Origin of the sequence: Polaromonas naphthalenivorans CJ2, from assembly GCF_000015505.1 — a bacterium.
GTDB lineage: Bacteria > Pseudomonadota > Gammaproteobacteria > Burkholderiales > Burkholderiaceae_C > Polaromonas > Polaromonas naphthalenivorans.
The window spans coordinates 2,808,938-2,833,777 of sequence record NC_008781.1; the positions used below are offsets into that span (position 1 = coordinate 2,808,938).

The window sequence follows — 24,840 nt, forward strand, 5'->3', positions numbered from 1 at the left end:
CCTGTTTTGCTATCATTCGGCATTTCGTACAGGCCCGAAACGCGACCATGGCAAACCACGATTCAAACTGGCTGATCCGCACGCGGCTGAAGACGCGCCAACTCCTGCTGCTGCTCGCGCTGGATGAAAACCGCAACCTGCACCGTGCGTCCGAGTCGATGAACATGACGCAGCCGGCGGCCTCGAAACTGCTCAAGGATCTGGAGGATGCGCTGGGGGTTTGCCTGTTCGAGCGCTTGCCGCGCGGCGTGCAGCCGACCAGCTACGGTGAAACCATGATTCGCCATGCACGGATGGCGATCACCAGCCTGACACAGGCCCATGACGACATTTCAGCGTTGAAGTCCGGCCTGTCGGGACAGGTCGATGTGGGCGTGATCATGACGCCGGCCATGATGCTGATGCCTTCGGCGATTGCCCAGGTCAAAAGCGCCTCACCCTTGCTGCGCATCGGGGTTCAGCTTGAGAACAGCAATGTGCTGCTCGAAAGGCTGAAGAACGGCATGCTGGATTTCTTGATCGCCCGCATCCTGGAGCAGGAAGACAAGGCCAAGCTGCACTACGAGGAACTGGTCGGCGAGCCTGTCTGCGCAGTCGCCCGGGTCGGCCATCCCCTGCAGAGCGCGGCACAACTCGGCCTGCGGGATCTGGCCCCTTTAAGCTGGATACTGTCGCCACAAGGCAGCATTCTTCGCCACCGCTTCGACATGATGTTTCGCCGCGAGGGCCTTGAGCCGCCCACCAACGTGGTGGACACCACGGCGCTGCTGGTGATCACGAGCCTGTTGCAGCAGACCGATTTCCTGCACGTCATGCCGCTCGATGTTGCACGCGACTACCAGCGCTTCGGGCAGTTAAAAATCCTGCCCATCCTGTTGCCGTGCGAGATGGACGCTTTTGGCATCATCACGCGGCGCCATCAACTGCTATCCCCGGGAGCGACGATTTTGCTGCAGGCGATCCGCCAGACCGCAGTCCGGGTGTACGCCAAGGGCGAATGCCCGCCTTGAAGCAATGGCCTTACGACCTTACGCAGTCGTGCAGCATCGTTGAATATCGGTATGCGATACGCTCTTTTCATGCCCGGACGGGAACGTATCATGAGAAAAACCGTTCCTCACACCACCCAGAAAGAGACCCGCCATGCCATCTCGCTACCCCGCCCCCGATATCAACGACCTGCCCGACGACATCAAGGCCAAGGTGCTCGAAGTGCAGGAAAAAGCCGGCTTCGTGCCCAACGTCTTTCTGGCGCTGGCGCGCCGGCCGGCCGAATGGCGCGCCTTCTTCGCCTACCACGATGCCATCATGCTCAAGGAAGAAAGCGGCAACCCCAACGGTTCACTGACCAAGGGCGAACGCGAAATGATCGTGACCGCCACCAGCGCGACCAACCAATGCCTGTACTGCGTGGTGGCGCACGGCGCGCTGTTGCGCATTTATGAAAAGAAGCCACTGGTGGCCGACCAGGTGGCGGTGAATTACCGCAAGGCCGACATCACGCCGCGCCAGCGCGCGATGCTCGACTTTGCGATGAAGGTCTGCCTGCAGTCGGGCGCGATTGAAGACGCCGACTTCGAAGCGCTGCATGCGCATGGTTTTGACGATGAGGACGCCTGGGACATCGCGGCGATCACCGCATTTTTTGGCCTGTCCAACCGCATGGCGAGTTTCAGCAGCATGCAGCCGAATCCGGAGTTCTACCTGATGGGGCGCGTGCCCAAGGCAGGCAAACCCGCCAGCGCCACCTGATCGCTTCTTATTTGATAGCTATAAGCGCCCGCTGGTATTGCGGAAAATGCTTTTTTCACAAAGAACCAGCCGGTTCAGCGATGAAAAACCTTCACGGCCTCGGTGCGTAACGGCTGGTGACGGACTGCTTCCAGTCACAAAATTCGCAGCGATAGCGTTTCACCGTTGTGAACAAACTCATGACGCGGTCACGCAATCGTCTCTTGACGCGAGGCGCCAGTTCGCCGCAGCGTGGGCAGACGATTTTCCCGTTAACCGTTTTTATAAGCGGAGTAGCCATTTCAATATTCCAATATTTGCGCGTGAGCCTGAAATCGAGTTGCCTGTGCGGTGACGGCGGCCCAGAACATCACCGGCTGATTGACAAACCTGCTTGATCCACAAGCACATCACATTCAATCTAATATGTATTAAAAATGTGATAGATGTGACAAACATGATGATAAAGAGTCAATAGAGAGAAACCTTGCATTAGCTTGCTTTTTCAGCAAGGCTGAGAGCGCAGTCGCTGCATCTGAAGCACGGCGCGGGCGTCACGCTAACATCCCGCCATGACAGCACGATGGCGGCAATGGTTTCTGGTGAGTCTGGGTTTGCTGCTCGGCCTGGCGACGCTGCACGCCCGCGCCCAGGAACTGCGCATGGAGCGGGCCATTTTTGAAGACCCAAGCGGCGACATGACCTTGGCGCAGGTGCGGCAGGCCGGGTTTTCCAGCGCCGGCAAGGTCGTCAGCCTGGGCTATACGCGCTCTGCCCTGTGGGTGAAACTGACGATTGATGCGCCGAACGATGCCCCTGCGCTGGTACTGCGTGTCGTTCCAGCCTCCCTGGACGAGGTGATGCTGTTTTCGCCCGGCGCGGCCGATACCGGCCAGCGGCTGCGCGAGCGCTCGACCCTGATCCAGTCAACGCCTGGCAAAAGCAGTTATTACCTGCGGGTCAAAACGTCGGGCGCATTGTTGGTGTCAGCGAGCCTTCTGACCATGGCGCAGGCGCAGCAGCAGGACATCAAGCAGGCCATGGTACTGGGCGCGGTGCTGGCCTGCTGCTTTCCCGTCATCATCGGAATGCTGATCCTGATCGGGATGCACCGCGAACCGCTGCATGTTTTGTTTCTGCTGAATTTCTGTGTCTCCCTTGCCATTTTCTTTGGCTGGTTTGACTATCTGGGCGCATTTTTCGGGCCGCACGACTGGATCGCCAGCAGCGCAACCATCCACTTCCTGGGCATCGCCAACACATTTACGGCATTCCTGTTTTTCCGGTCCTTGTTTAACCGCTTTGGCCTGCCACGCTGGAGCAGGCTGGTGTTCGCTGTGTTTTTCGCACTCAATGCCTTGCTTTTTTTATTGTTTTTTCTGCTCGACCGGCAAGTGGTCCTGATCTTGAATTCGCTGCTGGGCATCTTCGCCAGCGCCTTCTGCATGCTGTTGGCGGCCGGCGTTTTCAACCGGAAAAAGCCCGTCACCTGGTTTATCTCCGCGCTTATTTTCATCGCCATGGCACTGTTGCTGCGGTTTTTGTTGACCGCGCGGGGAGTCGTGGCGCCCGATGCATCGATCATGGACATGCTGGCCTACAGAATCTTTTTTCTCGCGGCGTTCTTTATCTCTATTTTCATTCTGCTGGAACGCGACAAGAAGAGCCTTGTCCAGATGTCGCTCCTGAACGAGACCGTGGCGCGGCGGCTCGCCGACTCCGAGAAAAGTCGCCGTGAACTTCAGGAGCGCTTCATGACGATGCTGATGCATGAGCTTAAAACCCCGCTCGCCATCATCCAGCTGGCGGCCACGTCGCTGGGCCGGCACATGCTGCCCGGCAGTGGCGACGCGGCGCGCATCATGAACATCAACCGCTCCGTGGACGACCTCAATGCCCTGATTGAACGCTGCGCCCAGGCCGATCAAATTGACCAGGGCGCGGCCACCATCGACAGGCAACTGTTCTCATTGAAGGCGCTGGTCGATGATGTGCTGCACACCGTCGGCGCAGGCCGGATCAGGCTGGTGATGCCGCAGGCGGTCGAAATACGCTCCGACTACCACGATGTCCGGCTGATTTTGCTGAACCTGTTGAGCAACGCGCTCAAATACTCGCCCCCGGACAGCCTGGTGGAGCTGAACATCCAGACGACCCGGCTCAAGGATGCCGCAGGCGTGCGTTTCAGCGTCTTGAATGGGGTAGGCGCAGCGGGCCGTCCCGACCCGGCGCAAGTGTTTGTGCGCTACTACCGGGCGGAGGCGGCGCGCGGGCAGGTTGGCGCGGGTCTTGGCCTGTGGCTGGCCCAGGCGGTGGCCAGGCAGCTCGGATCCGAGCTGCATTTTCAGTCGGCGCAAGCGCAGGTCATTTTTAGTTTTTGTTTGGAGTTGGCATGAACCCGGCGTTCCCTGAAGTTCCTTCGGTCATCGTGGTGGAAGACAACGTGACGCTGCGCTGCGAGCTGGTGCTCTTTTTGTCCGAAGAGGGGCTGGATGTGCGCGGTGTCGGCACCGGCGAGGAACTGAACCACGCGCTTCAGGCACGGCGCGCCGACATCCTGATTCTGGATCTGAACCTGCCCGCCGAAGACGGCATCAGCATCACCCGGCGCATCCGCAACGCATTGCCCACGGTCGGCATCATTATTCTCTCGGCCCGGGTGCGCAGCACGGACCGGCTCGAAGGCTACGCGACCGGCGCGGACGTGTACCTGACCAAGCCCACGCGGCCCGAAGAACTGGTGGCGGTGGTCAGGAATCTTTTCGGCCGGCTTGGGTCTGCGACGGCCCCGGCGCAGTGGCAGCTTGACATGAGCGGGCTCACCCTGGTTTCTCCGCAGGGTGCACAGATCAGCCTGACCGGTAGCGAGGCGCTGCTGCTCAAGGCCATGGCGCTCAATGGCCAGTTCATGGAACACGCCGCGCTTGAAGCGAAGTTCGGCGATCAAATGCAGCCTGAAAAAATCAACAAGGCCCGGGTGGAGGTGCTGATCAGCCGTTTGCGCGCCAAGCTGAGTCCGCATGTGGGCTCGGGCTTTGACATCAAGGCCTTGCGCGGACGCGGCTATCAGCTCGGATTTTTGCTGGTGGTCAAAAACTTCCATGCCAGCCGTTGAATGGATTGCGCCGGGCTGGCTTGAATCAAGCCGGGTTCAGGGCGCGGCCCTGAATGCCAGCACCGCGTTCGTTCCGCCAAAGGCAAACGAGCTGGAAAGCATGGTGCGAACCGGCACGCCTTCGCGGGCCGCATTGGCCACATAGTCCAGATCGCACTGCGGATCGGCCTGCTGCAAATGCATCGTCGGCAGCGCCACCGAATGCTGCATGGCCATGAACGACAGCACGCATTCCAGCGCCGAAGTCGCGCCCAGCAGGTGGCCGTGCAGCGCCTTGGTCGCGCTGACCGGAATGCGGGCAGCACGGTTGCCAAACACGGCCTTGATGGCGGCGGTCTCGATGCCGTCATTGGCCGGGGTTCCGGTGCCGTGGGCGTTGATGGCATCGACTTGGGCAGCATCGATTCGGGCGGACCGCAAGGCGGCGCGCATCGCTGCCGCCTGGCCTTCAACGCTGGGCCGGGTGATATGTCCGGCGTCGGTGAACAGGCCGTAGCCGATGAGTTCGCCGTGGATGGCCGCGCCGCGCGCCAGCGCGCGCTCCCAGGGTTCGAGCACCAGCATTGCCGCGCCCTCCCCGAGCACCATGCCGCTGCGGTTGCCGGCAAAGGGCTTGCACGAGGCCGACGGGTCCGCCGCGTCGATGCTGGCAACGGTGCGCAGCGCCTCCCAGGCTTTCAGCGAACCGAAGGCCAGCGGCGCTTCGGTGCCTCCGGCCAGCGCGATGTCGAGGTCGCCGTGGGCCAGCCGCAGCCAGGCCTCGCCAATGGCCACGGCCGACGACGAGCAGGCGGTTGAATAGCTCATGTTCGGCCCGCTGAAGCCGTGCTCGATGCCTATCCAGGCGGCTGGCGCGTTGTGCATGCCCATCAGGACCATGAAGGGCTTGATGCGGTCGGAGTTCTCGCCATACAGCGTCTGGTAGCCCTCGTCGATGCTGTTGATGCCGCCCATGCCGGTGCCGACGAACACCCCGGCGCGGCTGCGCTCCGTGTCGGAAAGTTCGGGCTGCGCATCGGCCATCGCCCGGCTGGCGGCGACCAGCGCGAACTGGCTGACGCGGTCGAGCATGCGCAGCCTGGGCGGGTCGAAGTGGTCGGCGCCATTGAAGTTCACCGTCGCCGCAATCGGCGCGGCCAGCCGGTGCGCGAACGCAACATCGAGCCGGCGGACCGCCGAGCGGCCGGCGCGCGCGGCGTCAAAGGCTTGCTGCGCGCTGTGGCCCAATGGCGACACCACGCCCATCCCGGTGACGGCGACGCGCCTCACGGCAGCGGCGTCGCTGGCGATGAAGCAGCATCGGGCAGCCCAGCCTTTGGCGGCGCGCCATTCGCGTCGTCCCGGATCGCCAGCAGGCCGTCGATGAAGCGCGCCACGTCGCCAATCGTCAGCAGCTGCACCGGCTCGGGCGGCAGGCTGATGCCGAATTCGTCCTCGACGTTGAACAGCAGGTCGGCAATGCCGAGGGAGTCAATGCCCAGCGATTCGAGCGGCGTCCCGGGCATGAGCTGGTCGGCCTGCAGCTTGTAGTCCCTGGCCAGAATGGCGCAAAGCCGGTCGAACGTGGTGGTCATGGCATCTCCTGGGGTGGCCTGTTGTTGACTTGCACGGCGTCAGAATGGACAGGCGGACTGGCGTCGGAAGCGGCCCATTTTGCACCCGCTCCCGACGCCAGCCAAGCCACTGCATCGGGGGAAATCGCGCAGCTGACCTTGCCGCCCCAGCGCGCGCCCAGCGTCAACAGCGCGGGCCAGCGGCCCAGCAGCGACAGCGCCGGCGCTGCCACGGCCGGCCGCATCGCCAGGTGGGCAAAAGCAGCCGCCAGGCGGAGGCGCGGCGCGAAATGGCGGCGCCAGTCGGCGGCGTAAGCGTGCTGGACGCCGCGCTGCCAGCGTTGATCCGACAGGCTGGAACGCGGCACAGCAGGATGCAGCAGTTGCGCGCACAGCAGCCAGGCCGACTGCATCGCCATGCTCATGCCTTCGCCGATGATCGGGTGCGCCTCGCCGGCCGCATTGCCGATGCGAAACAGCGTGTCGCCGGGCACCAGGCGAATGCCCGGATCAATCGGCCCGCTGGCCAGCCATGCGCCTTCGCGTTGCGCATCGCCCAGCGCGAAGGCCACGCCCCGGCATTCGCGCTTCAGGAAGATTTCAAACGCTTCCCCAGCGTTCAGGCCGGGCGCCGCGCGCCGGCAGGCTTCGAGCCGGTCCGCGCGGATGCAGCCGGCCAGCGTGACCAGGCCCTGGTCGGCCAGCACCATGCCGCCGTAGCCGCCGCTGAACGACAGCACCGGCAGCAGTCCAGGGAGCAGCGTGGCGCCGCGAAAGTTGGCCTTGAAGGCAAACAGGTCGCTGGCGCGGCGGGCAAGGCGCCGGTCTTCACGGCCTGAAGGCAAAGGCTCCCACGAGCCGTGCGCGGCAATCAGGACCGGCGCCCGCAGCGTGGCGGCCTGGCGGGTGGCGATGGAGCGGATGCCGCAGCGGTGATCGCCCGCCGCGCCGCCGAGCGCCTGCACCGACCACGGCTGCAGCACCACGGCGCCGCTGGCCCTGGCCTGCTCCAGCAGCAGCGTATCGAGCGTTTCACGGCCCAGCGCGCGGCCCCAGGCGTGGTGGCCATGCGCGGCGGCGGGCAGGTCGGCGATGAAGGTGCGCTGCCCCTGCATCAGCGCGACCTGGCGCAACTCCGGCCCGGCGCTGGCGATGAATCCGGCACCGATTCCCAGCGCATCGAGCAGCGGCAGGTTGCTGGCCGCCAGGCATTCGCCGCAGACCTTGCGCCGCGGAAAGCGCTGTTTCTCCACCAGCGCGACCGACCAGCCAGCGCGCGCCAGCAGGATGGCGGCGGTCGAGCCGGCCGGCCCGGCGCCGATGATGATGGCGTCAAAACCGGTGTTCATGATCGCGCGGCTGCGGTTTCAAGGTTGCTTCGCTGGGCGCAAAAACAATGGCTGAACAAGCCGGCCGGGTATTCGTCCAGCGTCCAGCCGGCACGATTTTTCGGCCACAGCGCGCTGATTTCACTGTCCCGAAAACCGGCATGAACGCTCAGCACGGCGTCTTCGCGCGTCACCGCATTCGCCCCCAGCGCCCCGATCAGGTGGCTGCCCGCCAGCGCCAGCCGCGCACGGCGCGGTTCGCAGGCAAGGAAGCTTTCGGTGCGCGATTCAACCGCCGCCAGCAGGGTTGCCAGTTGAGGCCCCTCGAAATGGTGCAGGAAGAGATTGGCGACGATGACGTCCCAATGCGCAACCTGTCCGGGCCGTTCGGACGCGCGGCTTGACGCCCAGTCGAACACGTCCATGACCTGCGCGCTGGCCTGCCATCCCAAACCCGCATAGCCGTCAAGCGTCACGCGGCTCACCAGGCGTTGCCGGTCCAGCAGCGTGATCTCGACCGCCGGCCAGTGGCCCTGGAGCGCACGCGCCACGCCCAGCATCAGGCTGCCATCGCCGGCGCCGAGTTCCAGGATGCGAAGCGGCTTCTCGGCGGAACGCGAAACGGCCAGCGCCCTGAAATCCCGAAGCGCCCGCAGCATGATGCCGCGCGTGCCCATGACCCGATGGACGCGCTGCAGGTCGCAGCGTGAACGCATCGCCGCCGGGTCTTCCTCGGCCAGGCCATCGAGCGTTTCGGCGGCAACGACGCGGGGCATCATGTGGACTGCACCTCCAGCAAGGCGCCATGGCAGCTGAAGCCGGCGCCGAAGGACGACAGCCACCACCAGCCGCCCGGCGCCTCGTCTTGTAGCGCGGCCTGCAGCACGAAATAGACAAACGCGCTCGACAGGTTTCCGTATTCGCGCAGCATGGCGGCGCTGTAGCGCAGGTCGCTCGGCTGCAGTTCGAGCCGGCGCTGCAGTGCGATCAGCACGTCGCGCCCGCCGGCATGCATGATCCAGGCGCTGATGTCGGCGCTGTGCAGGCCGGCCCGCTGGAGCACCGTGGCCAGCACCCGCTGCGCATGATCGGCCGCCAGCGCCGGCACTTCCCGCGTCAGGATGTTGCGCAGCATGCCGGCGCGCTGCTCGAACTTCAAGGCGTCGCGCCGGGCCGGCGCCATCAGCGACATGCTGTCCTTCCATTCGATGCGCCGGCCCGCCCTGCCCGGCTCGCGCGACAGCACCGCAGCGCCGGCGCCATCGCCGAACAGGCAGGCGCTGATCAGCACGCCCGGGTCGTTGTCCAGGTACATCGCGGCGCTGCTGACCTCGACGCAGACCGACAGCACCTTTTCGCAGGCGCCCGATTGCAGCAGCGCATGGCCCAGCTGCAGGTTTGGCAGCGCCGCGGCGCAGCCCTGGCCGACGAGGTCGAAGGCCTGGACATCGGCCCGCAGGTCGACACGCTCGGCGACATAACCCGACAGGCCCGGACACAGGTAGCCGGTGCAGGTGCTGACGACCACGGCGTCGATGTCGTGCGCGGCGAGCCCGGCGCCGGCCAGGGCGCGTTCGGCCGCCTGGGTCGCCAGCGCGGGCGCGTTGTGCAGGAAACGTCTGGCAAGGGTGTCGGGGTCGATGCGGAACACATCGGCCAGCGAGTCGAGCGCGAGCCGGCGCGCCTCAATGCCGTTGTCGCGCTGCAGGACGGTTCGCGCGACCAGGTGGGCGCGGGCATCAAGCCGCCCGAACCAGTCGGAATTCTGGAACGCCTCCAGGCATTCGGCCTTCGTGTAGCGCGGGGCGGGCGTGGCGGTTCCGAGTCCGAGGAAAAACATGGGTCAGCGTGCCTGGTTGCGGGACAGGCTTGCAGAATACGGCCTTGCGCAATCCACCGGGTGGCCATGGGCTGTTTCGCGCGGTAGGACGGTGCCGCGAACTGATGGGCGCTTGCGCTTCAGCCGGAAATCAATTCACTATGTTTTCAATAGCGCCTTACGCCCGTCCATATTGCGCAAAAGGCCTATTTGACCTGTATTTTCAGCCATCAACCTGCTCGCGCATCCAGTCCGGCAGGGTTTTGGCTTTTTGCGCCGGAAAGTCCACCCAGATGGTGGTCGCGCCGCCGGCTGCGCAAATCACGCCCGGCTGGTCCACGCGCTCCAGGGTGGCCCAGCTTTCAAAGGTGGTGCGGCCCGGGTCGCTCACATACATCTTGATCAGCACATCGCCCGGGTATTCAAGCTGCTTGTAGAAGTTGCAAAAGGCATTGACGATCACCGGGCCTTCGCCCTGCGGGTCGGGCTGGCAGCCAATCGCGTACATCCAGTCGATGCGGATGGTTTCCATGTAACGAAAGTAGCTGGTGTTGTTCAGGTGGCCCATCGCGTCCATGTCGCCCCAGCGGATGGGAATGCGCATTTCGTGAACCAGTTTTTTCTTCTCGGGAATTTCAATTTTCATGATTCAGCATTGGGTGAATTGCGTAAAGGGCTCAGCGATGCGCCCTGATGGAAGCCAGGATACCCAGCGTGAACAGCACGCAGGCAAAAAGTTGGGCCAGCGTGGGCCAATGGCCGTCCCAGGCAAAAGAATACAGCAAGGCAAACAGGGTTTCACTCACGATGAGCTGGCCGCACAGGCTGGCGCTGAGCCGCTGGCTGGCCAGGTTCCACAAAATGGTCGCCAGCCAGGTCGAGCCAAAACCGGCCAGCACGCACAGCAGCGCAAAGCGCATCGAGTCGTCACGCGCGGCCAGCAGCTGCACGCCAGAGCCCGCGGCCAGCCACATCAGCAGCGCGCCCAGGCCGGTGGCCACGCCCAGCCAGTTGGCCCAGTCGGTGGCGTTGACTTCAGGGTGGCGCTTGAGCCAGGCCGAGTTAAGGATGGCAAACGCCGTCCAGCTCACCAGCGACACCACCGCAAAACCGATGCCGCGCCAGAAATGCAGGCCAGCGCCAGCAGTCGCGCCGTGCGTGGAGCCCATCATCAGCAGCAAGCCCGCCAGCGTCAGCGCCAGCCCCGGCAGCAGCGCCGACCAGCGCAGGCCATGCGGCTTGCCGAGCAGCATGATCCACAGCGGAATCGTGCCGATGAGCAGCGAAGGCATTTCAGTGCCCGCATCGCGGATGGCCAACACCAGCAGCAGGTAGTAGCCGCTAAAGCCGAGCACGCTCATGCCCAGCGCGGCTGCCGCCTGGCGCATCGTGGGCCAGCGCCGGCGGCCCAGGCCGAGCAGCATGACCCCCGCCGCGACCAGCCCATACACCGCAAATCGCCCGGCGGTCAGGTCCACCGAAGAATAGCCACCCTGCCCCATCGCGAGCATGCGCGGCGCCACGAACACCAGACCCCACAGCGCGCCCGCCCCCAGGCCTGCCAGGATGCCGGTCAGCATGCGCCGGTGTTCGCCGGCATGTGTGATGCGCCCGGCTTGCCGGCTTCCTGCGCGGCACGACAAGCGCCTGTCACCCGTGCGACACAGCCCGAAAAATTCATACCAAAAGTCAATAAAGATTCCCCGATGCAAGCAATCCGTAAGCGAACGGTCGTTTGGTTCCTGTATTCACAACATAAAATTGCAGGGAGATACCCACCCTTTCCTGAAATCATTATCAGCGAGTGCCCCCGATGAATAACCAAGAAATCCTGGCCCAGTACGGCCCCCGAGAAGCGATGGAGTACGACGTGGTCGTGGTGGGAGGCGGCCCGGGCGGGCTGTCGGCGGCCATCCGCCTCAAGCAACTCGCGGCTGAAAAAGGCACGGAGCTGTCCGTCGTCGTGCTCGAAAAAGGCTCCGAGCCCGGCGCGCACATCCTCTCGGGCGCGGTCATGGACCCCAGGGCCTTGAGCGAACTGATCCCCGACTGGAAGGCGCTCGGCGCGCCCTTGAGCCAGCCCGTCACGGCCGACGAGGTGCTGTTCCTGAGCGAAACGGGCTCCACCCGGACGCCTGATTTCCTCGTGCCCGACTGCTTTCACAACGAAGGCAACTACGTCATCAGCCTGGGCAACGTCACGCGCTGGCTGGCTGGTCAAGCCGAAAGCCTGGGCGTTGAAATCTTCCCCGGCTTCGCCGCCGCCGAGGTGCTTTACAACGACGATGGCTCCGTCAAGGGCGTGGCCACGGGCAACCTGGGCGTTGGCAAGGACGGTGAGCCGACCGGCAACTTCCAGCTCGGCATGGAGCTGCACGGCAAGTACACGGTGTTCGCCGAAGGCGCGCGCGGCCACCTGGGCCGCCAGCTGATCAGCCGCTTCAAGTTAGATGCGGGCAAGGATCCGCAGGCCTACGCGCTGGGCGTGAAGGAACTCTGGGAGATCGACCCGGCCAAGCACCAAGCCGGCCTGGTGGTGCACACGGCCGGCTGGCCGATGGACAGCAGCACTTATGGCGGGGGTTTTCTCTACCACCTGGAGGGCAACCAGGTCACGCTGGGCTTTGTCACCGGGCTGGACTACAGCAATCCTTATCTCAGCCCGTTCGAGGAGATGCAGCGCTGGAAAACGCACCCGGCGATCCGCAAATACCTCGAAGGCGGCAAGCGCATCGGCTACGGCGCGCGGGCCATCACGGCCGGCGGCGCTTTAAGCCTGCCCAAGACGGTGTTCCCCGGCGGCGCGCTGGTCGGCTGCGAGGCGGGCTACCTCAACGCCAGCCGCATCAAGGGCAGCCACGCGGCGATCAAGACCGGCATGCTCGCGGCCGAAGCGGCGTACGCGGCCGTGACGGCCGGGCGCCAGCATGACGAACTGAGCGCCTACCCCGAGGCTTACGAAAAAAGCTGGCTGGCCGCCGAACTCAACCAGGCGCGCAACTTCAAGGCCTGGTTCAAGAAGGGCGTGTACGTGGGCTCCTTGATGACCGGCATCGAGCAATGGCTGCTGCCCAAAATCGGCGTCAAGAGCCCGCCGTGGACGATCCACCGCGACAAGCCTGATTACGCGATGCTCAAGCCGGCATCCGAGTGCCAGCCCATCCTTTATCCCAAGCCCGACAACAAGCTGACGTTTGACCGCCTGACCTCGGTGTTCATCAGCAACACCAACCACGAGGAACACCAGCCCGCGCATTTGACGCTGAAGGACGCCAGCGTTCCGGTCGCTATCAACCTGGCCAAGTTCGCCGGCCCCGAGAGCCGCTACTGCCCGGCAGGCGTCTATGAGTTCGTGAAGAACCCGGACAACACCGACCGGCTGCAGATCAACGCGCAGAACTGCGTTCACTGCAAGACCTGCGACATCAAGGACCCGACGCAGAACATCGTCTGGGTCACGCCCGAGGGCGGCGGCGGGCCGAACTACAGCGGCATGTAAGGCCCGTTTCAGCCGCGCTGCAGGCGTATTGAAGCCACCGGCGCGGATGCGGCATTAGCAGTCATCCACCTGAAAACCCTGGAATTTCCAGGGTTTTCTATTCTTGCCAACTGGAGCAGTCCGAAATGCAGGAAAAGCCCGGGACGATTGAACAGCCAGTCTTTTCAGCGATCTGAACTGTCTTTAAAGACGAGCCATATCGTTTTTAAAACAATAAAAATATCAAGCCGCAATGACCAGTTGCGCAGATAGTCCAAATCATAATCAACACCGGCCTGCATTTTTTCCAGTATATTGGTTTCTCTCCCGTACCCGTTGACCTGCGCCCAGCCGGTGATTCCAGGCCTGACCTTGTGCCTGACCATATAGCCTTTTATAAGCGTCCTGTCAGTCTCGTTATGGGCGACTGCATGGGGTCGTGGACCGACAATGCTCATTTGCCCCTGCAACACATTGAAGAATTGAGGCAATTCATCCAGTGATGTCTTGCGAAGGAATGTGCCCAGGCGGGTAGGCCGTAAATCATTGCTGCAAGCTTGCTGGATCGTTCCGCCATCTTCGGACACAGCCATCGATCTGAACTTGTAGACAAGAATCTGCTCGCCATCCAAACCATAGCTGCGTTGCTTGGACATAGCCGGTCCCGGCGAATTCAGCTTCACCATGATTCCGACAAGCAGCATGACGGGAGAAATCAGGATCAGGACAAGCAACGACAAAACTATATCACTGGCACGCTTCAAGACTCCAGTAATTCCCCTGAACGGCGTATCGCAAACCGATATCACGTTAACGCCGCATACGGAGTCGCTTCGCCCCTGAATCAAGTCCGTGACAAACATGTCGGGAACAAAATAGATGGAAGCCGTGGTGTCCTTGAGATCATCAAGTATTTGAAGGATTCGTGTCCGGGCAATCATGGGCAAGGACAGGTAAATGAACTGAATCCTGTTTTTTTTAACGTATTCCGCGAGAGCATTGACCTTTCCCAAAATCCTGTATTTATCCTGCTCAAACCTGCGATCTTTACTTCGGTCGTCAAAAAATCCTTTTAACTCAATTCCTGAATACGCTGAAGCCACGATGTTTTCAGCCAGTGAAACACCCTGATTGTTCATGCCAACGATGACCACGCCGCGCGGTGGTCCCTGCATTTTCAATAAACCTGGTGTCGCTGCGCGGAGTGCCAAATTGCCACCAATCTGGACAAGCGGAGCCATCCATAACCAGTTAACAATGACCGCTACCGGAAACCTGAAAATATATCCAGTTGCAAAACCGGTCAGCACCAGCAGTCCAGCGATCCAGAACCAGCGAAACAAAATATTAAAAATCATCATTTCCGCTGAAATTCGCAAACGCGAATATCCGGGAAAGGTCAACAAAAAAACAATTGCCGAAAGAATAAAATAAACTGAACTGACTGATCCTTCAAAACATACCGCCAAAAACCCCAGGGAAAAAACCAGGGCGAGGGGATCAAGCACTGCCTCGATAGCTCGAAACAGATGGCTTCGACCTGATCCAGGAATGGATTCGTGATTATTTTTCCAGACAGCAGCAGACTTTACGCCATGGATTTCAGCCATTGAATATCACTCCGTTGATCTTTGAAACTGCTTGTGCCCGATTGAATACATTCAGTTTCTGAAAAATTCTCTGCATGTGGTTTTTGACCGTAAAACCGCTGATATTTAAAATACTTCCAATTTCCGAATTGGTTTTTCCCATGGCAACCCAATCCATGATCTGGATTTCGCGCTCACTCAGGCCAAATATTTCTTCCTGGACAACGCGGGGGGACTTGGCGAACGGTTTTTGTTGCTGTGGCAACTGTGCGACCTGGCGCAAGGCGCTGTCAATAAAAGGCATGAGCACCTTGATGGCGCCACTTGCCGACTCGGCAGGAATTTCATGCACACTGAGCAGGACGTAAAGACATTCGTACTGGCCACGCTCATCGCGCATGCCGTGAATCAATACTGAACGCATGTTGCGCAATGCGCTGCCAAACGAGTCCGGCAAGCTGGCGTTGCCCAGCAGGTATTCAAAATTGCGAAAATCAAGGCTGTTGGGTTGCCTGCCGGCCAGAACCCAGCTTTCATGGAACTTGCCCAAAAGAAATGGCAGGCCATCAGTGCCCACGGCATACGATCGAGCGCCTGGCAGCCTGGACACAATGTCGTGCCGTATGGATCCTTCCTGAAAATTGCCCCATCCTGCCAGCAAAATGTCGTGCGGCAGGCACTGCTGAACGTCACCTTGCAGCCAATCCAGCAGATCCACATGTCGCCGGATGGCCGTGGCACCTTCGATCAGTTTGAGATAGTGTCCAGAATCCCCGGACACAGGCATCGAATGACTCTGCATTTCTCCCCCTGGGTTTGCTTTTTTGTTGTCTGCGGCAGCAGTCGCATCTGATGAAATGCCAGCGCGCAAAGTGACTTTATATCAAGCATGGTCAAGGATGCCGCATGAGTCAGAAAAGCGCATCAAAACTTACCCTACGCTCAGTCGGCAGTTCAATGAGCGTCAAATTCACAACCCTGTCATCTTTCAAGCGGATGCTATTGGTTTTCATTTCCCATAGGGAACCTCCATGCAGCTTCACAAAACCAACCGGGCGCGCGCTGAACTGAAACCCGGCGTGCGCACGCTGGGTCAACGCGAGCGCACCTTGCTGTTGCTGGCTGACGGCAGCAAGTCGGTGCAGGATTTCAAGCTCCTGTTTGACGGCAGCGGAGAGGAAATGGTCTTGCGCCTGCTGCAAGAAGGCTTCCTGGAAACACAAGCGGCTCCAGAACGCCCCTTGGTCACCGCAACCCCACCCTTGCCGGCCCGGCCGGCCGCCGACCGATTTGACGGCAAGCGCTCGCTGGCGACCACGCGCATGTTCCTGTTTGACATCTGCGAGCGCATGTTTGCCCGGCGCCACCCGGAGATGGCCGAACACTTTCGCGAAGCACTGCGAAATGCCAAGGACCGCGAAAGCATGCTGGCCGCCTCACGCCTGATTCTGGAACATATCGAGACGGTGGCCGGCCATGAACGTGCAAGCTCCATTGGCGAGCGGATTGAAATGCTACTGCCCGACAACTCACTGGCAGACATGGCAGCCTGAGAACCGCTTCCATTACACTTGCCCGGTCAGGAGAGAGTTTTCCCCGAGAAAACCGCCGAAGGCGCATGTGCCACCCCCAATGGTGGACTGAACGCTCAGGCAAAAGGACTGGCAACCGTCCCGCAGCGCATGCCGCCGCAGGGCGTTCCCTACTGGAGAGAGGCCGTTTTCAAAGCGGCCCACCGAAGGAGCAAACCTGCATCGCCAGGCGAATCTCTCAGGTAAAGAGGACAGCAGGGGCAGCCCATGGCTTGATGGCCATGGATTCATGTTTGCCCCCCGGAGAAGCCATGTCCCTCGAATCGTCCGCCACCCCTGCCCCTTTGCTCAAAACGCCGCTGAATGACCTGCATGTCGAACTCGGCGCGCGCATGGTGCCGTTTGCCGGCTACTCCATGCCGGTGCAATACCCGGCCGGCCTGATGGCCGAACACCTGCACACCCGCAGCGCCGCTGGCCTGTTCGACGTGTCACACATGGGCCAGTTGCGGCTCGTCGGCCCCGATGCAGCCGCCGCCTTTGAAAGCCTGATGCCCGTCGATGTGATCGACCTGGCGCCAGGCAGGCAGCGCTACGGCCTGCTGCTCAATGACGAGGGCGGCATCATTGACGACCTGATGTTCTTCAACCGCGACCATGCCAACGGCGGCGATATTTTCGTCATCGTCAATGGCGCCTGCAAGGCGGGCGACATCGCGCATATTCAGGCCAAAATCGGCCAGCGCTGCGAGGTCATCCCCATGCCCGAGATGGCGCTGCTGGCGCTGCAGGGGCCGCAGGCCGTCACTGCATTGCAGCGCCTGGCGCCGGGCGTGGAGCAACTGGTGTTCATGACCGGCGGCCGCTTCACGGTCGCGGGCTGCGACTGCTTTTTGACCCGCAGCGGCTACACCGGCGAAGACGGTTTCGAGATTTCCGTTGATGCGTCGCAGGCCGATGCACTGGCTAGAGCCCTGCTGGCCCAGCCCGAAGTCAAACCCGTTGGCCTGGGCGCGCGCAACTCGCTGCGGCTGGAAGCCGGCCTGTGCCTGTACGGCAACGACATCGACACCACCACCACACCGGTCGAAGCCAGCCTGAACTGGGCGATACAAAAAGTCCGGCGCACCGGCGGCGCGCGGGCCGGCGGCTTTCCGGGCGCTGACAAAATCCTGGCCCAACTGGACAACCCGGCCAGCCTGACCCGAAAACGCGTCGGCTTGAAGGCGCTCGAACGCATTCCGGTGCGCGACCACACGGCCTTGCACGGCACCGACGGCACGCCCATCGGCGAAGTCACCAGCGGACTGCTCGGCCCCACGATCAACCAGCCCGTCGCCATGGGCTACGTCCAGCCGGAATTCGCCGCCATCGGCACGCGCGTGAATGCCATGGTGCGCGGCAAGCCGGTGCCGATGGAAGTCACGGCTATGCCCTTCGTTCCCACCCGCTACCACCGCGGCTGATTTATCCTTCACTTCCCTTTTTTCATACAACTTTCCGGAGAAAACTCATGACCGTCAAATACACCGAAGACCACGAATGGCTCAAGCTTGAGGGCGACATCGCCACCGTCGGCATCACCGTGCATGCGCAGGATGCGCTGGGCGATGTGGTGTTTGTCGAGCTGCCCGAAGTCGGCACGACCTTGGCCCAGAAAGACACCGCCGGCGTGGTCGAGTCGGTGAAGGCTGCGGCCGATGTGTACATGCCGGTCAGCGGCGAAATCACCGAAGTCAATGAAGCGCTGCGCGACGACCCTTCGCTGGCCAATTCCGACCCGCTGGGCGCCGGCTGGTTCTTCAAGGTGAAATTGTCCGACCCGTCGCAGCTCGATGCGCTGATGGACGAAACCAGCTACACCGCCTTTTCTGAAAAAGTTTGACCCGGGAATCCTGACATGTTGATGCCATCCGCCACGCCGCTGGGCGCGCTTGAAAATCCTTCCGAATTCATTGCCCGCCACATCGGCATTGACGAGGCTGACGAAGTCCACATGCTCGGCGTCGTCGGCTCGGCCTCGCGCCGGGAACTGATCGATGGCATCGTTCCGCGCTCGATTGCCCGCAGCAGCGCCATGGCGATTCCGCCACCCGTCACGGAAGCGGCCGCGCTCAAGCAACTCAAGGCCATGGCCGCCAAGAACAAAGTCTTCAAGAGCTTTATCGGCCAGGGCTATTACGGCACCTACACGCCCGCCGTGATTTTGCGCAACGTGCTGGAAAACCCCGCCTGGTACACCGCCTACACGCCCTACCAGGCCGAGATTTCGCAGGGCCGCATGGAAGCGCTGATCAACTTCCAGACCATGGTCTGCGACCTGACCGGCATGCCGATGGCCAATGCGTCGATGCTCGACGAAGCCACGGCCGCCGCCGAAGCCATGACGCTGGCCAAACGCAGCGTGAAAAGCAAAAGCAATGTGTTCATCGTCGCGGGCGACTGCCATCCGCAAACCATCGAAGTGATCCAGACGCGCGCCAAGCCGCTGGGCATTGAAGTCAGGGTCAGCACCGCCTCCGCCAGCCTGACGCAACTGATGGCCGAGGGCAACTACTTCGGCGTGCTCGCGCAATACCCGGCCACCAGCGGCGCGATTCATGACCTGCGCCCGCTGGCGGTGCTTGCCCATGCCGTGGGCGCTGCCGTGTGCGTCGCCGCCGATCTGCTGGCGCTGACGCTGCTTCAGCCGCCCGGCGAATGGAATGCCGACATCGTGCTGGGCAGCACCCAGCGCTTTGGCATGCCGATGGGCAACGGCGGCCCTCATGCCGCTTACCTCGCCTGCCGCGACGAATTCAAGCGCTCCATGCCCGGCCGGCTGGTCGGCGTGAGCGTTGACAGCCACGGCCACCCGACCTACCGGCTGGCGCTGCAAACCCGCGAACAGCATATTCGCCGCGAAAAAGCCACGTCCAACATCTGCACCGCGCAGGTGCTGCCGGCCGTGATGGCCAGCATGTACGCGGTCTATCACGGCCCGCAAGGCTTGAAGCGCATTGCCGAGCGCGTCGCCACCTACACTGCGATTTTTGTCCATGGCCTGCGCGAGATGGGCTACGACATCACCAACCAGGGTGCTTTCGACTCGGTCACCATCAAGACCGGCGACGCTACCAATTCAATAGCTGAACGCGCCCGCCAGTCGTGCGCAAACCTTAGATTTCGCTTAAAAAATCACCTCGGCGTGTCGCTCGACGAGACCACCAGCCGCTCCGACATCGAAATGCTCTGGTCCTTCTTTGCCAGGCCCGGACAGACCGTGCCGGTGGTCAGCCGCTTCGAGCAAGGCATCGAGTCCTTGATTCCGGCCGGGCTGCGCCGCACCAGCGCTTTTCTCACGCATCCGGTGTTCAACACCCACCATTCCGAAACCGGGATGCTGCGCTACATCCGCAAGCTCAGCGACAAGGACCTGTCGCTGGACCGCAGCATGATTCCGCTGGGCAGCTGCACCATGAAGCTCAACGCGACCAGCGAGATGATTCCCATCACCTGGCCGGAGTTCGCCAACATCCATCCGTTTGCCCCGCACGACCAGCTGCTGGGCTATGCCGAACTCGACCAGCAATTGCGCGACTGGCTGTGCCAGGCGACGGGTTATGCCGGCATCAGCCTGCAGCCCAATGCCGGATCGCAGGGCGAATACGCCGGGCTGCTGGTCATCAAGGCTTATCTAGACGCCAATGGCCAGGGCCACCGCAACATCTGCCTGATTCCGTCGTCGGCCCACGGCACCAATCCGGCCAGCGCCCAGATGGCCGGCATGACGGTGGTCGTGACGGCCTGCGATGCGCAGGGCAATGTCGATATGGCCGACCTGAAGGCCAAGTGCGAAAAGCACAGCGCTAATTTAGCCTGCGTGATGATCACCTACCCGAGCACCCACGGCGTGTTCGAGACACAGGTCAAGGAACTCTGCCAGCTGGTGCATTCGCACGGCGGCCGGGTCTATGTCGATGGCGCCAACATGAATGCGCTGGTCGGCGTGGCAGCGCCCGGCGAATTCGGCGGCGACGTGAGCCACCTCAATTTGCACAAGACCTTCTGCATTCCGCACGGCGGCGGCGGACCGGGCGTGGGTCCGGTCTGCGTCGTGGCCGATCTGGTTCCCTACCTGCCCGGCCATGCCACGGCGGGCATTCATGTCAACGGCGTCGGCGCGATTTCGGCCGCGCCGCTGGGCAATGCGGCCGTGCTGCCGATCAGCTGGATGTACTGCCGCATGATGGGGCCTGAAGGATTGAAGCAGGCGACCGAGGTGGCGATTTTGAGCGCCAACTACATCAGCGCCCGGCTGAAGGACTGCTACCCGACGCTCTACGCCAGCGAGAACGGCCATGTCGCGCACGAGTGCATCCTGGATCTGCGCCCGCTCAAGGAAACCAGCGGCGTGACGGCCGAGGACGTGGCCAAGCGCCTGATGGACTACGGCTTTCATGCGCCGACGCTGAGCTTTCCGGTGCCCGGCACGCTGATGGTCGAGCCCACCGAAAGCGAAACCCTGGCCGAACTGGACCGCTTCATCAACGCCATGATCGCCATCCGCGAAGAGATTCGCCAGGTCGAAAACGGCCACTGGCCGCAGGACAACAATCCGCTCAAGCATGCGCCGCACACGGCGGCCAGCCTGATGGGCGCCGACTGGGACCGCCCGTATTCACGCGAAACCGGCGCCTTCCCGCTGGCCAGCCTGAAGGCGGTGAAATACTGGCCGCCAGTGGGCCGGGTGGACAACGTCTATGGCGACCGCAATTTGTCGTGCAGCTGCATTCCGGTGGCGGACTACGCCTGACACGCACTGCGCACTGCCTGCGCGCCTGAATTCCTCCCTCTCCCTCTGGGAGAGGGTTGGGGTGAGGGCCAGCGGTGGCAGCGACGCTCAACCCCATTTCACTCCATCCATCGTTCACAGGAAAACCATGAAATCAATACTGTCCCTGCTCGCCCTCGCCGCTTTCGCCGCCAGCGCCTTCGCCGTTGCACCGCCCGAAACCCTGCCTTCAGGCGTGAAGATCGTTCACACGGTCGATGGCGCCGGCGCCCAGCCCAAGGCGTCGGACACCGTCAAGGTCCACTACCGCGGCACGCTGGCCGACGGCAAGGAATTTGACAGTTCCATCAAGCGCGGCACGCCGGCCTCGTTCCCGCTGAACCGCGTGGTGCCGTGCTGGACCGAAGGCATGCAAAAAATCAAGGTCGGCGGCAAGGCGACGCTGACCTGCCCGCCCGCCACGGCCTATGGTGATCGCGGCGCAGGCAATGCGGTGCCGCCCAATGCCACGCTGACGTTTGAAGTCGAACTGCTGGCCATCGAAAAGTAATCCCCTGGCCGGGGGAAATTCGCAGCCTACAAGGCTGCGTTGAGCGTGGACAGCAGCGCCGCGTCAAAGGCTTCGGCCCGCTCAAACTGGACCCAGTGCCCGGCGTCTTCAACCAGCGTCAGCGCCCTGAAACCGGGCGCCAGCCGCAGCGCCGGCTCCAGTGCCTGCATCTTTCCCCGGTAAAGCGCGTCTTCAGCGCCGTAGATGGCATGCACCGGGCATTGCACCTTTAAAAGCGCCTGCGCCAGCGCATCGGTGCGCGACAGGCTGCGGCCTTTCATGCGGTCGCGCAGCACGTTCGCCACATGCAGGCGCAAGGCCGTTTCGGTGATGGACTCGGGGTGACAGAGCATCAGCGCCGCCAGGTTGCTTCGGTGCACTTCATCGCGCCGGCCGGCCTCGGGCAAATGCCGCCAGGCATTGAGCCGGACGGCTTTTTCCGGCGCGATTCCCAGGCCCGGCGCGCCGACCAGAACCAGCCGCGCCACCCGCGCCGGAAATTGCGCCGCCACCAAACCGGCCACCATGCCGCCAAAGGAAAACCCCACCAGATCGCAGGCCTGTTCGCCCAGCAGGCACTGCAGCCCCTGCTCAAACGGTTCTGGAATCGCGTCGGCGTCCGTGCCGTGCAGGGGAGCGGCGGAGTCGCCAAAGCCGGGCAAATCGGGCACCAGCACCCAGCGACCGGATTCGGCCAGCGCCTCGATGTTGCGCAGCCAGTGCGTCCAGCTGCCGCTGCCGCCATGCAGTAGAACGAGCGGCGCCAAGGCAGGATTGCACGCTGCCTGGCCCCAGGCATGCCAGACCAGGTCGCCACCGCCACAAGGCGTTGTCAAACGGGTGGCGCTTTGCAGGAGGCGTTGCACTTCAGCGGGTTGATCAATCATTGATGGCAAGGTCATGCCTCGTTTATACCTTCACGTTCAGCCACACCCGCCCTGCGTCCAGTCTGTACCAGGGTTGCCAGCTACTGTTTAGCCGGCCGCCACACTTCGCATCAACTCGCCCAGAGCCCGGTACAACTGGTCGGGTGCCACGGGCTTGTGCAACAGCGGCACGTCGCTGGCCATGGCCTCGCGCAGCCGTTCCGGGGCGGTATCGCCGGTGATCATCAGGGCGGGTATCTGTTTTCCCAACATGCCGCGCAGGGCAGCAATGGCTTCCGCGCCCGTGCGCTGCTCGCGCAGACGGTAGTCGCTGATGACCACGTTGGGCGTATGCATCCGGGCCAGGGCAAGCGCATCGGCAATCGAGCCTGCGGTGTCGCAGCGGCAACCCCAGCCTTGCAGCAATTGCGCCATGCCCAGCACAACGGCTTCGTCGTCGTCAACCACCAGCACATGCATGCCCTGAAGGTGCGCCGGATCAGGCTTCCAGACCGGCTCCACTGGCGCCACCGTGGCGTGGCTCAGGGGCAGGGCCAGCCGGAACACGCTGCCTCGACCCGGCCTGGACGACAGCGACAAATCGCGCCCCAGCGCCTTGGCCAGCCCATCCGCAATCGCCAGGCCAAGGCCCAGTCCTTTTCGCCGGTCCCGCTCCGGGTTGCCCAGCTGATGGAACTCGCGGAAGATGTCTTGCTGGTTTTCAAACGCGATGCCGATGCCGGTGTCCCAGACCTCGACCAGCGCCAGGTGGCGGCGCTTGCGGCAGGTGATCAAAACGCCGCCGCGTTCGGTGTAGCGGATGGCATTGGAGACGAGGTTGCGCAAGATCATTTCAACCAGCGTCGCGTCGGAATTGATGGTCGCGCGCGTTTCACGCGAGCGGTACACCATGCCCTTGGCATCGGCCAGGGGCGCCAGGTCATTTTCTATTTTGTGCAACAGGGTCTGCAGCTGAAAAGGCTGGATATGCGGCCTGACCACGCCGGCATCGATGCGCGAAAAATCCAGCAAGGTGTTGAGCATCTCGCTGGAGGCCAGCGAGGCCGACCGGGCGCAGTCCAGCACCTCGCGCTGGTGCGCGGTGAGAAGGCTTTGGCCAAGCACTTCCAGGAACAGGCCCTGGGCATGAATCGGCTGGCGCAAGTCATGGCTGGCCGCAGCGAGGAATTTGGACTTGGCGGCGTTGGCCTCTTCGGCTTCATGGCGCGCGGCTTCGGCGATAGCGGTTTTTTTGCGCAGTTGGTCCATCAGCTCAATATTCTCGAAGCGCAGGTCAATGGAAGTGCGTGCCGTGCGGGCGATGTTGATCGCCTGCCCCATCATGATGGCGAAGTACAAAAAACCGGCGATGCCCAGGGCGCTGTAAGCGGGATCGCCAATCAGAAACAGTTTGCTCACGCCGGCAATCATCTCGGCAATGACAAATCCCACGAATACCGGCAGCACCGGCGACAGCAGCGACATGGAATTGGCCGCAACGCCCGTCAGCACCGCGATGACCAGGACACTGCCCGCCAGGTGGGCGCTATCCAGGGCCACCCAGGGCAAGGCGCCCCAGATGGCGCCATCCAGGGCATTGAGAACAATCAGCATCCAGACCAGACGGGGAACGCTGTCAACGCTGACACCCCTGGAAAGCTGGCGTTTGGCATGCAGCCAGCAGCACAGCTTGGAAAGCGCCGTGAGCGCGCACCACAAGCCCAGCCACATCACATTGACATCGCCGGAAAGCACCCAGAACAGAAGGCCAAGCAGCACAAACGTCGGAATCACCGAACTGCCCACATTCGCGCAGAGCAGGCGCACCTGCTCCACCAGCACATGGCTTTCGGTCAGCCACAGCAGCTTGCCGGGCATCAGCCAATCAGTCCGCTGCGGCGTGCGGCAAACATGACCTGCGAACGGCTCGATACCCCCAGCAAACCCAGCACAGCCTGCACATGTCCGCGCACCGTGAATTCCGACAGTTCCAGACGGCGCGCAATCACCTTGTTCGACAGGCCTTCGCACAAAAGGTCCAGCACCTCGCACTGGCGTGGCGTCAGGCGCGGCCTGGGTGTGGCGTTAGCCGACGTGTTGTGCGCCATGCCTGCGCTCGCATCCGGCAAGCCGCCGCTCAAGACCTGTTCAATGACCTTGATGATCTTTTCAGCCGTGTCGGCCTTGGAGACAAAAGCCGCTGCGCCTCGCGACAACGCCAGGCGAATCGTTTCAGGCTCGGCCGCGGATGAGAGCATGACCAGGGGAACGCCCGGCCAGCGCTGCTTGAACAGGCCCAGCCCTTCCAGTCCGTTCACGCCCTGCAACTGGATATCGAGCAGCACCAGCGCCGGTGGCGAGGTGACGGTTCGCACCGCCTGCTCAAGCGATGCGGCCTCAAGCACCTCGACATTGGCCATGCCGGCCAGCAGCACCAGACGCATGCCGGAGCGAAACAGGGCATGGTCGTCAATCAGCAAAATGCTGGTGGGTGGCATCGCTGGC

The 24,840-nt window shown here is 62.5% G+C and carries 22 protein-coding genes and 2 riboswitches; of the genes, 10 read left to right on the plus strand and 12 right to left on the minus strand.

Features of this window, described 5'->3' with window-relative positions; genetic code table 11:
• Positions 1–47 precede the first annotated feature (47 nt).
• The 4 genes from PNAP_RS13325 to PNAP_RS13340 all read left to right on the plus strand — a co-directional run bounded on the left by PNAP_RS13325 (position 48) and on the right by PNAP_RS13340 (position 4,846).
• On the plus strand, positions 48–1,010 hold the full coding sequence (locus PNAP_RS13325; protein ID WP_011802046.1) for a LysR family transcriptional regulator: 963 nt from the start codon (positions 48–50) through the stop codon (positions 1,008–1,010).
• Between the two features lie 133 nt (positions 1,011–1,143).
• Complete coding sequence (locus tag PNAP_RS13330; protein ID WP_011802047.1) at positions 1,144–1,752, plus strand: peroxidase-related enzyme; 609 nt, start codon at positions 1,144–1,146, stop codon at positions 1,750–1,752.
• A gap of 551 nt (positions 1,753–2,303) precedes the next feature.
• Positions 2,304–4,127, plus strand: a complete 1,824-nt coding sequence (locus PNAP_RS13335; protein ID WP_011802049.1) for a sensor histidine kinase — start codon at positions 2,304–2,306, stop codon at positions 4,125–4,127.
• The gene (locus PNAP_RS13340; RefSeq protein WP_011802050.1) at positions 4,124–4,846 is read left to right on the plus strand and encodes a response regulator transcription factor; all 723 of its coding nucleotides are present in this window, start codon (positions 4,124–4,126) and stop codon (positions 4,844–4,846) included. The genes PNAP_RS13335 and PNAP_RS13340 overlap by 4 nt, the downstream gene beginning before the upstream one ends.
• Before the next feature lie 36 nt (positions 4,847–4,882).
• Here PNAP_RS13340 and PNAP_RS13345 read toward each other — a convergent pair whose 3' ends face one another.
• The 7 genes from PNAP_RS13345 to PNAP_RS13375 all read right to left on the minus strand — a co-directional run bounded on the left by PNAP_RS13345 (position 4,883) and on the right by PNAP_RS13375 (position 11,126).
• A complete protein-coding gene (locus tag PNAP_RS13345) occupies positions 4,883–6,115 on the minus strand; it encodes a beta-ketoacyl-[acyl-carrier-protein] synthase family protein (RefSeq protein ID WP_011802051.1) in 1,233 nt (410 codons plus the stop codon).
• Positions 6,112–6,420: an acyl carrier protein gene (locus tag PNAP_RS13350; protein ID WP_011802052.1), complete on the minus strand. Its 309-nt coding sequence runs from the start codon at positions 6,418–6,420 to the stop codon at positions 6,112–6,114. Before PNAP_RS13350 ends, PNAP_RS13345 begins: the two co-directional genes overlap by 4 nt.
• Positions 6,417–7,748: an NAD(P)/FAD-dependent oxidoreductase gene (locus PNAP_RS13355; protein ID WP_011802053.1), complete on the minus strand. Its 1,332-nt coding sequence runs from the start codon at positions 7,746–7,748 to the stop codon at positions 6,417–6,419. The genes PNAP_RS13350 and PNAP_RS13355 overlap by 4 nt, the downstream gene beginning before the upstream one ends.
• Positions 7,745–8,506 (minus strand): methyltransferase domain-containing protein, encoded by a 762-nt coding sequence (locus PNAP_RS13360; protein WP_011802054.1) that lies wholly within the window; start codon positions 8,504–8,506, stop codon positions 7,745–7,747. The genes PNAP_RS13355 and PNAP_RS13360 overlap by 4 nt, the downstream gene beginning before the upstream one ends.
• Positions 8,503–9,567: a type III polyketide synthase gene (locus PNAP_RS13365; protein WP_011802055.1), complete on the minus strand. Its 1,065-nt coding sequence runs from the start codon at positions 9,565–9,567 to the stop codon at positions 8,503–8,505. Before PNAP_RS13365 ends, PNAP_RS13360 begins: the two co-directional genes overlap by 4 nt.
• A gap of 202 nt (positions 9,568–9,769) precedes the next feature.
• Positions 9,770–10,192 carry an acyl-CoA thioesterase gene (locus PNAP_RS13370; protein ID WP_011802056.1) on the minus strand — a complete coding sequence of 141 codons (423 nt, stop codon included), beginning with the start codon at positions 10,190–10,192 and terminating at the stop codon, positions 9,770–9,772.
• A gap of 31 nt (positions 10,193–10,223) precedes the next feature.
• Positions 10,224–11,126 (minus strand): DMT family transporter, encoded by a 903-nt coding sequence (locus PNAP_RS13375; protein WP_041377270.1) that lies wholly within the window; start codon positions 11,124–11,126, stop codon positions 10,224–10,226.
• 233 nt (positions 11,127–11,359) lie between these two features.
• Here PNAP_RS13375 and PNAP_RS13380 point away from each other — a divergent pair, with 233 nt between their 5' ends.
• On the plus strand, positions 11,360–13,045 hold the full coding sequence (locus PNAP_RS13380) for an electron transfer flavoprotein-ubiquinone oxidoreductase (protein ID WP_011802058.1): 1,686 nt from the start codon (positions 11,360–11,362) through the stop codon (positions 13,043–13,045).
• A gap of 164 nt (positions 13,046–13,209) precedes the next feature.
• On the opposite strand, the gene PNAP_RS13385 is transcribed toward PNAP_RS13380, so the two are convergent.
• Both PNAP_RS13385 and epsA read right to left on the minus strand, forming a co-directional pair.
• Complete coding sequence (locus PNAP_RS13385) at positions 13,210–14,634, minus strand: undecaprenyl-phosphate glucose phosphotransferase (RefSeq protein ID WP_011802059.1); 1,425 nt, start codon at positions 14,632–14,634, stop codon at positions 13,210–13,212.
• The gene (epsA, locus tag PNAP_RS13390) at positions 14,627–15,484 is read right to left on the minus strand and encodes an XrtB/PEP-CTERM-associated transcriptional regulator EpsA (RefSeq protein ID WP_232290698.1); all 858 of its coding nucleotides are present in this window, start codon (positions 15,482–15,484) and stop codon (positions 14,627–14,629) included. Before epsA ends, PNAP_RS13385 begins: the two co-directional genes overlap by 8 nt.
• A gap of 160 nt (positions 15,485–15,644) precedes the next feature.
• On the opposite strand from epsA, the gene PNAP_RS13395 reads away from it, so the two are divergent.
• The 5 genes from PNAP_RS13395 (at position 15,645) to PNAP_RS13415 (ending at position 21,469) form a co-directional block, all read left to right on the plus strand.
• Complete coding sequence (locus PNAP_RS13395; RefSeq protein ID WP_011802061.1) at positions 15,645–16,166, plus strand: hypothetical protein; 522 nt, start codon at positions 15,645–15,647, stop codon at positions 16,164–16,166.
• Between the two features lie 17 nt (positions 16,167–16,183).
• Positions 16,184–16,287: riboswitch (glycine riboswitch) on the plus strand.
• Between the two features lie 21 nt (positions 16,288–16,308).
• Positions 16,309–16,410: riboswitch (glycine riboswitch) on the plus strand.
• A 46-nt stretch (positions 16,411–16,456) separates the two neighbouring features.
• On the plus strand, positions 16,457–17,611 hold the full coding sequence (gene gcvT, locus PNAP_RS13400) for a glycine cleavage system aminomethyltransferase GcvT (RefSeq protein ID WP_011802062.1): 1,155 nt from the start codon (positions 16,457–16,459) through the stop codon (positions 17,609–17,611).
• A 47-nt stretch (positions 17,612–17,658) separates the two neighbouring features.
• Positions 17,659–18,030, plus strand: a complete 372-nt coding sequence (gene gcvH, locus PNAP_RS13405) for a glycine cleavage system protein GcvH (protein ID WP_011802063.1) — start codon at positions 17,659–17,661, stop codon at positions 18,028–18,030.
• 15 nt (positions 18,031–18,045) lie between these two features.
• A complete protein-coding gene (gene gcvP, locus PNAP_RS13410) occupies positions 18,046–20,940 on the plus strand; it encodes an aminomethyl-transferring glycine dehydrogenase (protein ID WP_011802064.1) in 2,895 nt (964 codons plus the stop codon).
• 127 nt (positions 20,941–21,067) lie between these two features.
• Entirely contained in the window at positions 21,068–21,469 is a 402-nt protein-coding gene (locus PNAP_RS13415; protein WP_011802065.1) for an FKBP-type peptidyl-prolyl cis-trans isomerase, read from the plus strand.
• 26 nt (positions 21,470–21,495) lie between these two features.
• On the opposite strand, the gene PNAP_RS13420 is transcribed toward PNAP_RS13415, so the two are convergent.
• The 3 genes from PNAP_RS13420 to PNAP_RS13430 all read right to left on the minus strand — a co-directional run bounded on the left by PNAP_RS13420 (position 21,496) and on the right by PNAP_RS13430 (position 24,833).
• The gene (locus tag PNAP_RS13420) at positions 21,496–22,356 is read right to left on the minus strand and encodes an alpha/beta fold hydrolase (RefSeq protein ID WP_232290699.1); all 861 of its coding nucleotides are present in this window, start codon (positions 22,354–22,356) and stop codon (positions 21,496–21,498) included.
• A gap of 87 nt (positions 22,357–22,443) precedes the next feature.
• Positions 22,444–24,213 (minus strand): ATP-binding response regulator, encoded by a 1,770-nt coding sequence (locus PNAP_RS13425; RefSeq protein WP_011802067.1) that lies wholly within the window; start codon positions 24,211–24,213, stop codon positions 22,444–22,446.
• Positions 24,213–24,833, minus strand: a complete 621-nt coding sequence (locus PNAP_RS13430; protein WP_041376705.1) for a response regulator — start codon at positions 24,831–24,833, stop codon at positions 24,213–24,215. The genes PNAP_RS13425 and PNAP_RS13430 overlap by 1 nt, the downstream gene beginning before the upstream one ends.
• Positions 24,834–24,840 lie beyond the last annotated feature (7 nt).

Excerpts from the sequence above, each read along its gene's own strand:
- gcvH (WP_011802063.1), top strand. The coding sequence starts at position 17,659 with ATGACCGTCAAATACACCGAAGACCACGAATGGCTCAAGCTTGAGGGC.
- PNAP_RS13355 (WP_011802053.1), bottom strand. The coding sequence starts at position 7,748 with ATGAACACCGGTTTTGACGCCATCATCATCGGCGCCGGGCCGGCCGGC.
- PNAP_RS13425 (WP_011802067.1), bottom strand. The coding sequence starts at position 24,213 with ATGCCCGGCAAGCTGCTGTGGCTGACCGAAAGCCATGTGCTGGTGGAG.
- PNAP_RS13325 (WP_011802046.1), top strand. The coding sequence starts at position 48 with ATGGCAAACCACGATTCAAACTGGCTGATCCGCACGCGGCTGAAGACG.
- gcvP (WP_011802064.1), top strand. The coding sequence starts at position 18,046 with ATGTTGATGCCATCCGCCACGCCGCTGGGCGCGCTTGAAAATCCTTCC.
- PNAP_RS13370 (WP_011802056.1), bottom strand. The coding sequence starts at position 10,192 with ATGAAAATTGAAATTCCCGAGAAGAAAAAACTGGTTCACGAAATGCGC.
- PNAP_RS13415 (WP_011802065.1), top strand. The coding sequence starts at position 21,068 with ATGAAATCAATACTGTCCCTGCTCGCCCTCGCCGCTTTCGCCGCCAGC.
- PNAP_RS13350 (WP_011802052.1), bottom strand. The coding sequence starts at position 6,420 with ATGACCACCACGTTCGACCGGCTTTGCGCCATTCTGGCCAGGGACTAC.
- PNAP_RS13395 (WP_011802061.1), top strand. The coding sequence starts at position 15,645 with ATGCAGCTTCACAAAACCAACCGGGCGCGCGCTGAACTGAAACCCGGC.
- PNAP_RS13430 (WP_041376705.1), bottom strand. The coding sequence starts at position 24,833 with ATGCCACCCACCAGCATTTTGCTGATTGACGACCATGCCCTGTTTCGC.
- PNAP_RS13365 (WP_011802055.1), bottom strand. The coding sequence starts at position 9,567 with ATGTTTTTCCTCGGACTCGGAACCGCCACGCCCGCCCCGCGCTACACG.
- PNAP_RS13335 (WP_011802049.1), top strand. The coding sequence starts at position 2,304 with ATGACAGCACGATGGCGGCAATGGTTTCTGGTGAGTCTGGGTTTGCTG.
- PNAP_RS13385 (WP_011802059.1), bottom strand. The coding sequence starts at position 14,634 with ATGGCTGAAATCCATGGCGTAAAGTCTGCTGCTGTCTGGAAAAATAAT.
- PNAP_RS13380 (WP_011802058.1), top strand. The coding sequence starts at position 11,360 with ATGAATAACCAAGAAATCCTGGCCCAGTACGGCCCCCGAGAAGCGATG.
- gcvT (WP_011802062.1), top strand. The coding sequence starts at position 16,457 with ATGTCCCTCGAATCGTCCGCCACCCCTGCCCCTTTGCTCAAAACGCCG.
- PNAP_RS13360 (WP_011802054.1), bottom strand. The coding sequence starts at position 8,506 with ATGATGCCCCGCGTCGTTGCCGCCGAAACGCTCGATGGCCTGGCCGAG.
- PNAP_RS13340 (WP_011802050.1), top strand. The coding sequence starts at position 4,124 with ATGAACCCGGCGTTCCCTGAAGTTCCTTCGGTCATCGTGGTGGAAGAC.
- PNAP_RS13375 (WP_041377270.1), bottom strand. The coding sequence starts at position 11,126 with ATGCTGACCGGCATCCTGGCAGGCCTGGGGGCGGGCGCGCTGTGGGGT.
- PNAP_RS13330 (WP_011802047.1), top strand. The coding sequence starts at position 1,144 with ATGCCATCTCGCTACCCCGCCCCCGATATCAACGACCTGCCCGACGAC.
- PNAP_RS13420 (WP_232290699.1), bottom strand. The coding sequence starts at position 22,356 with ATGATTGATCAACCCGCTGAAGTGCAACGCCTCCTGCAAAGCGCCACC.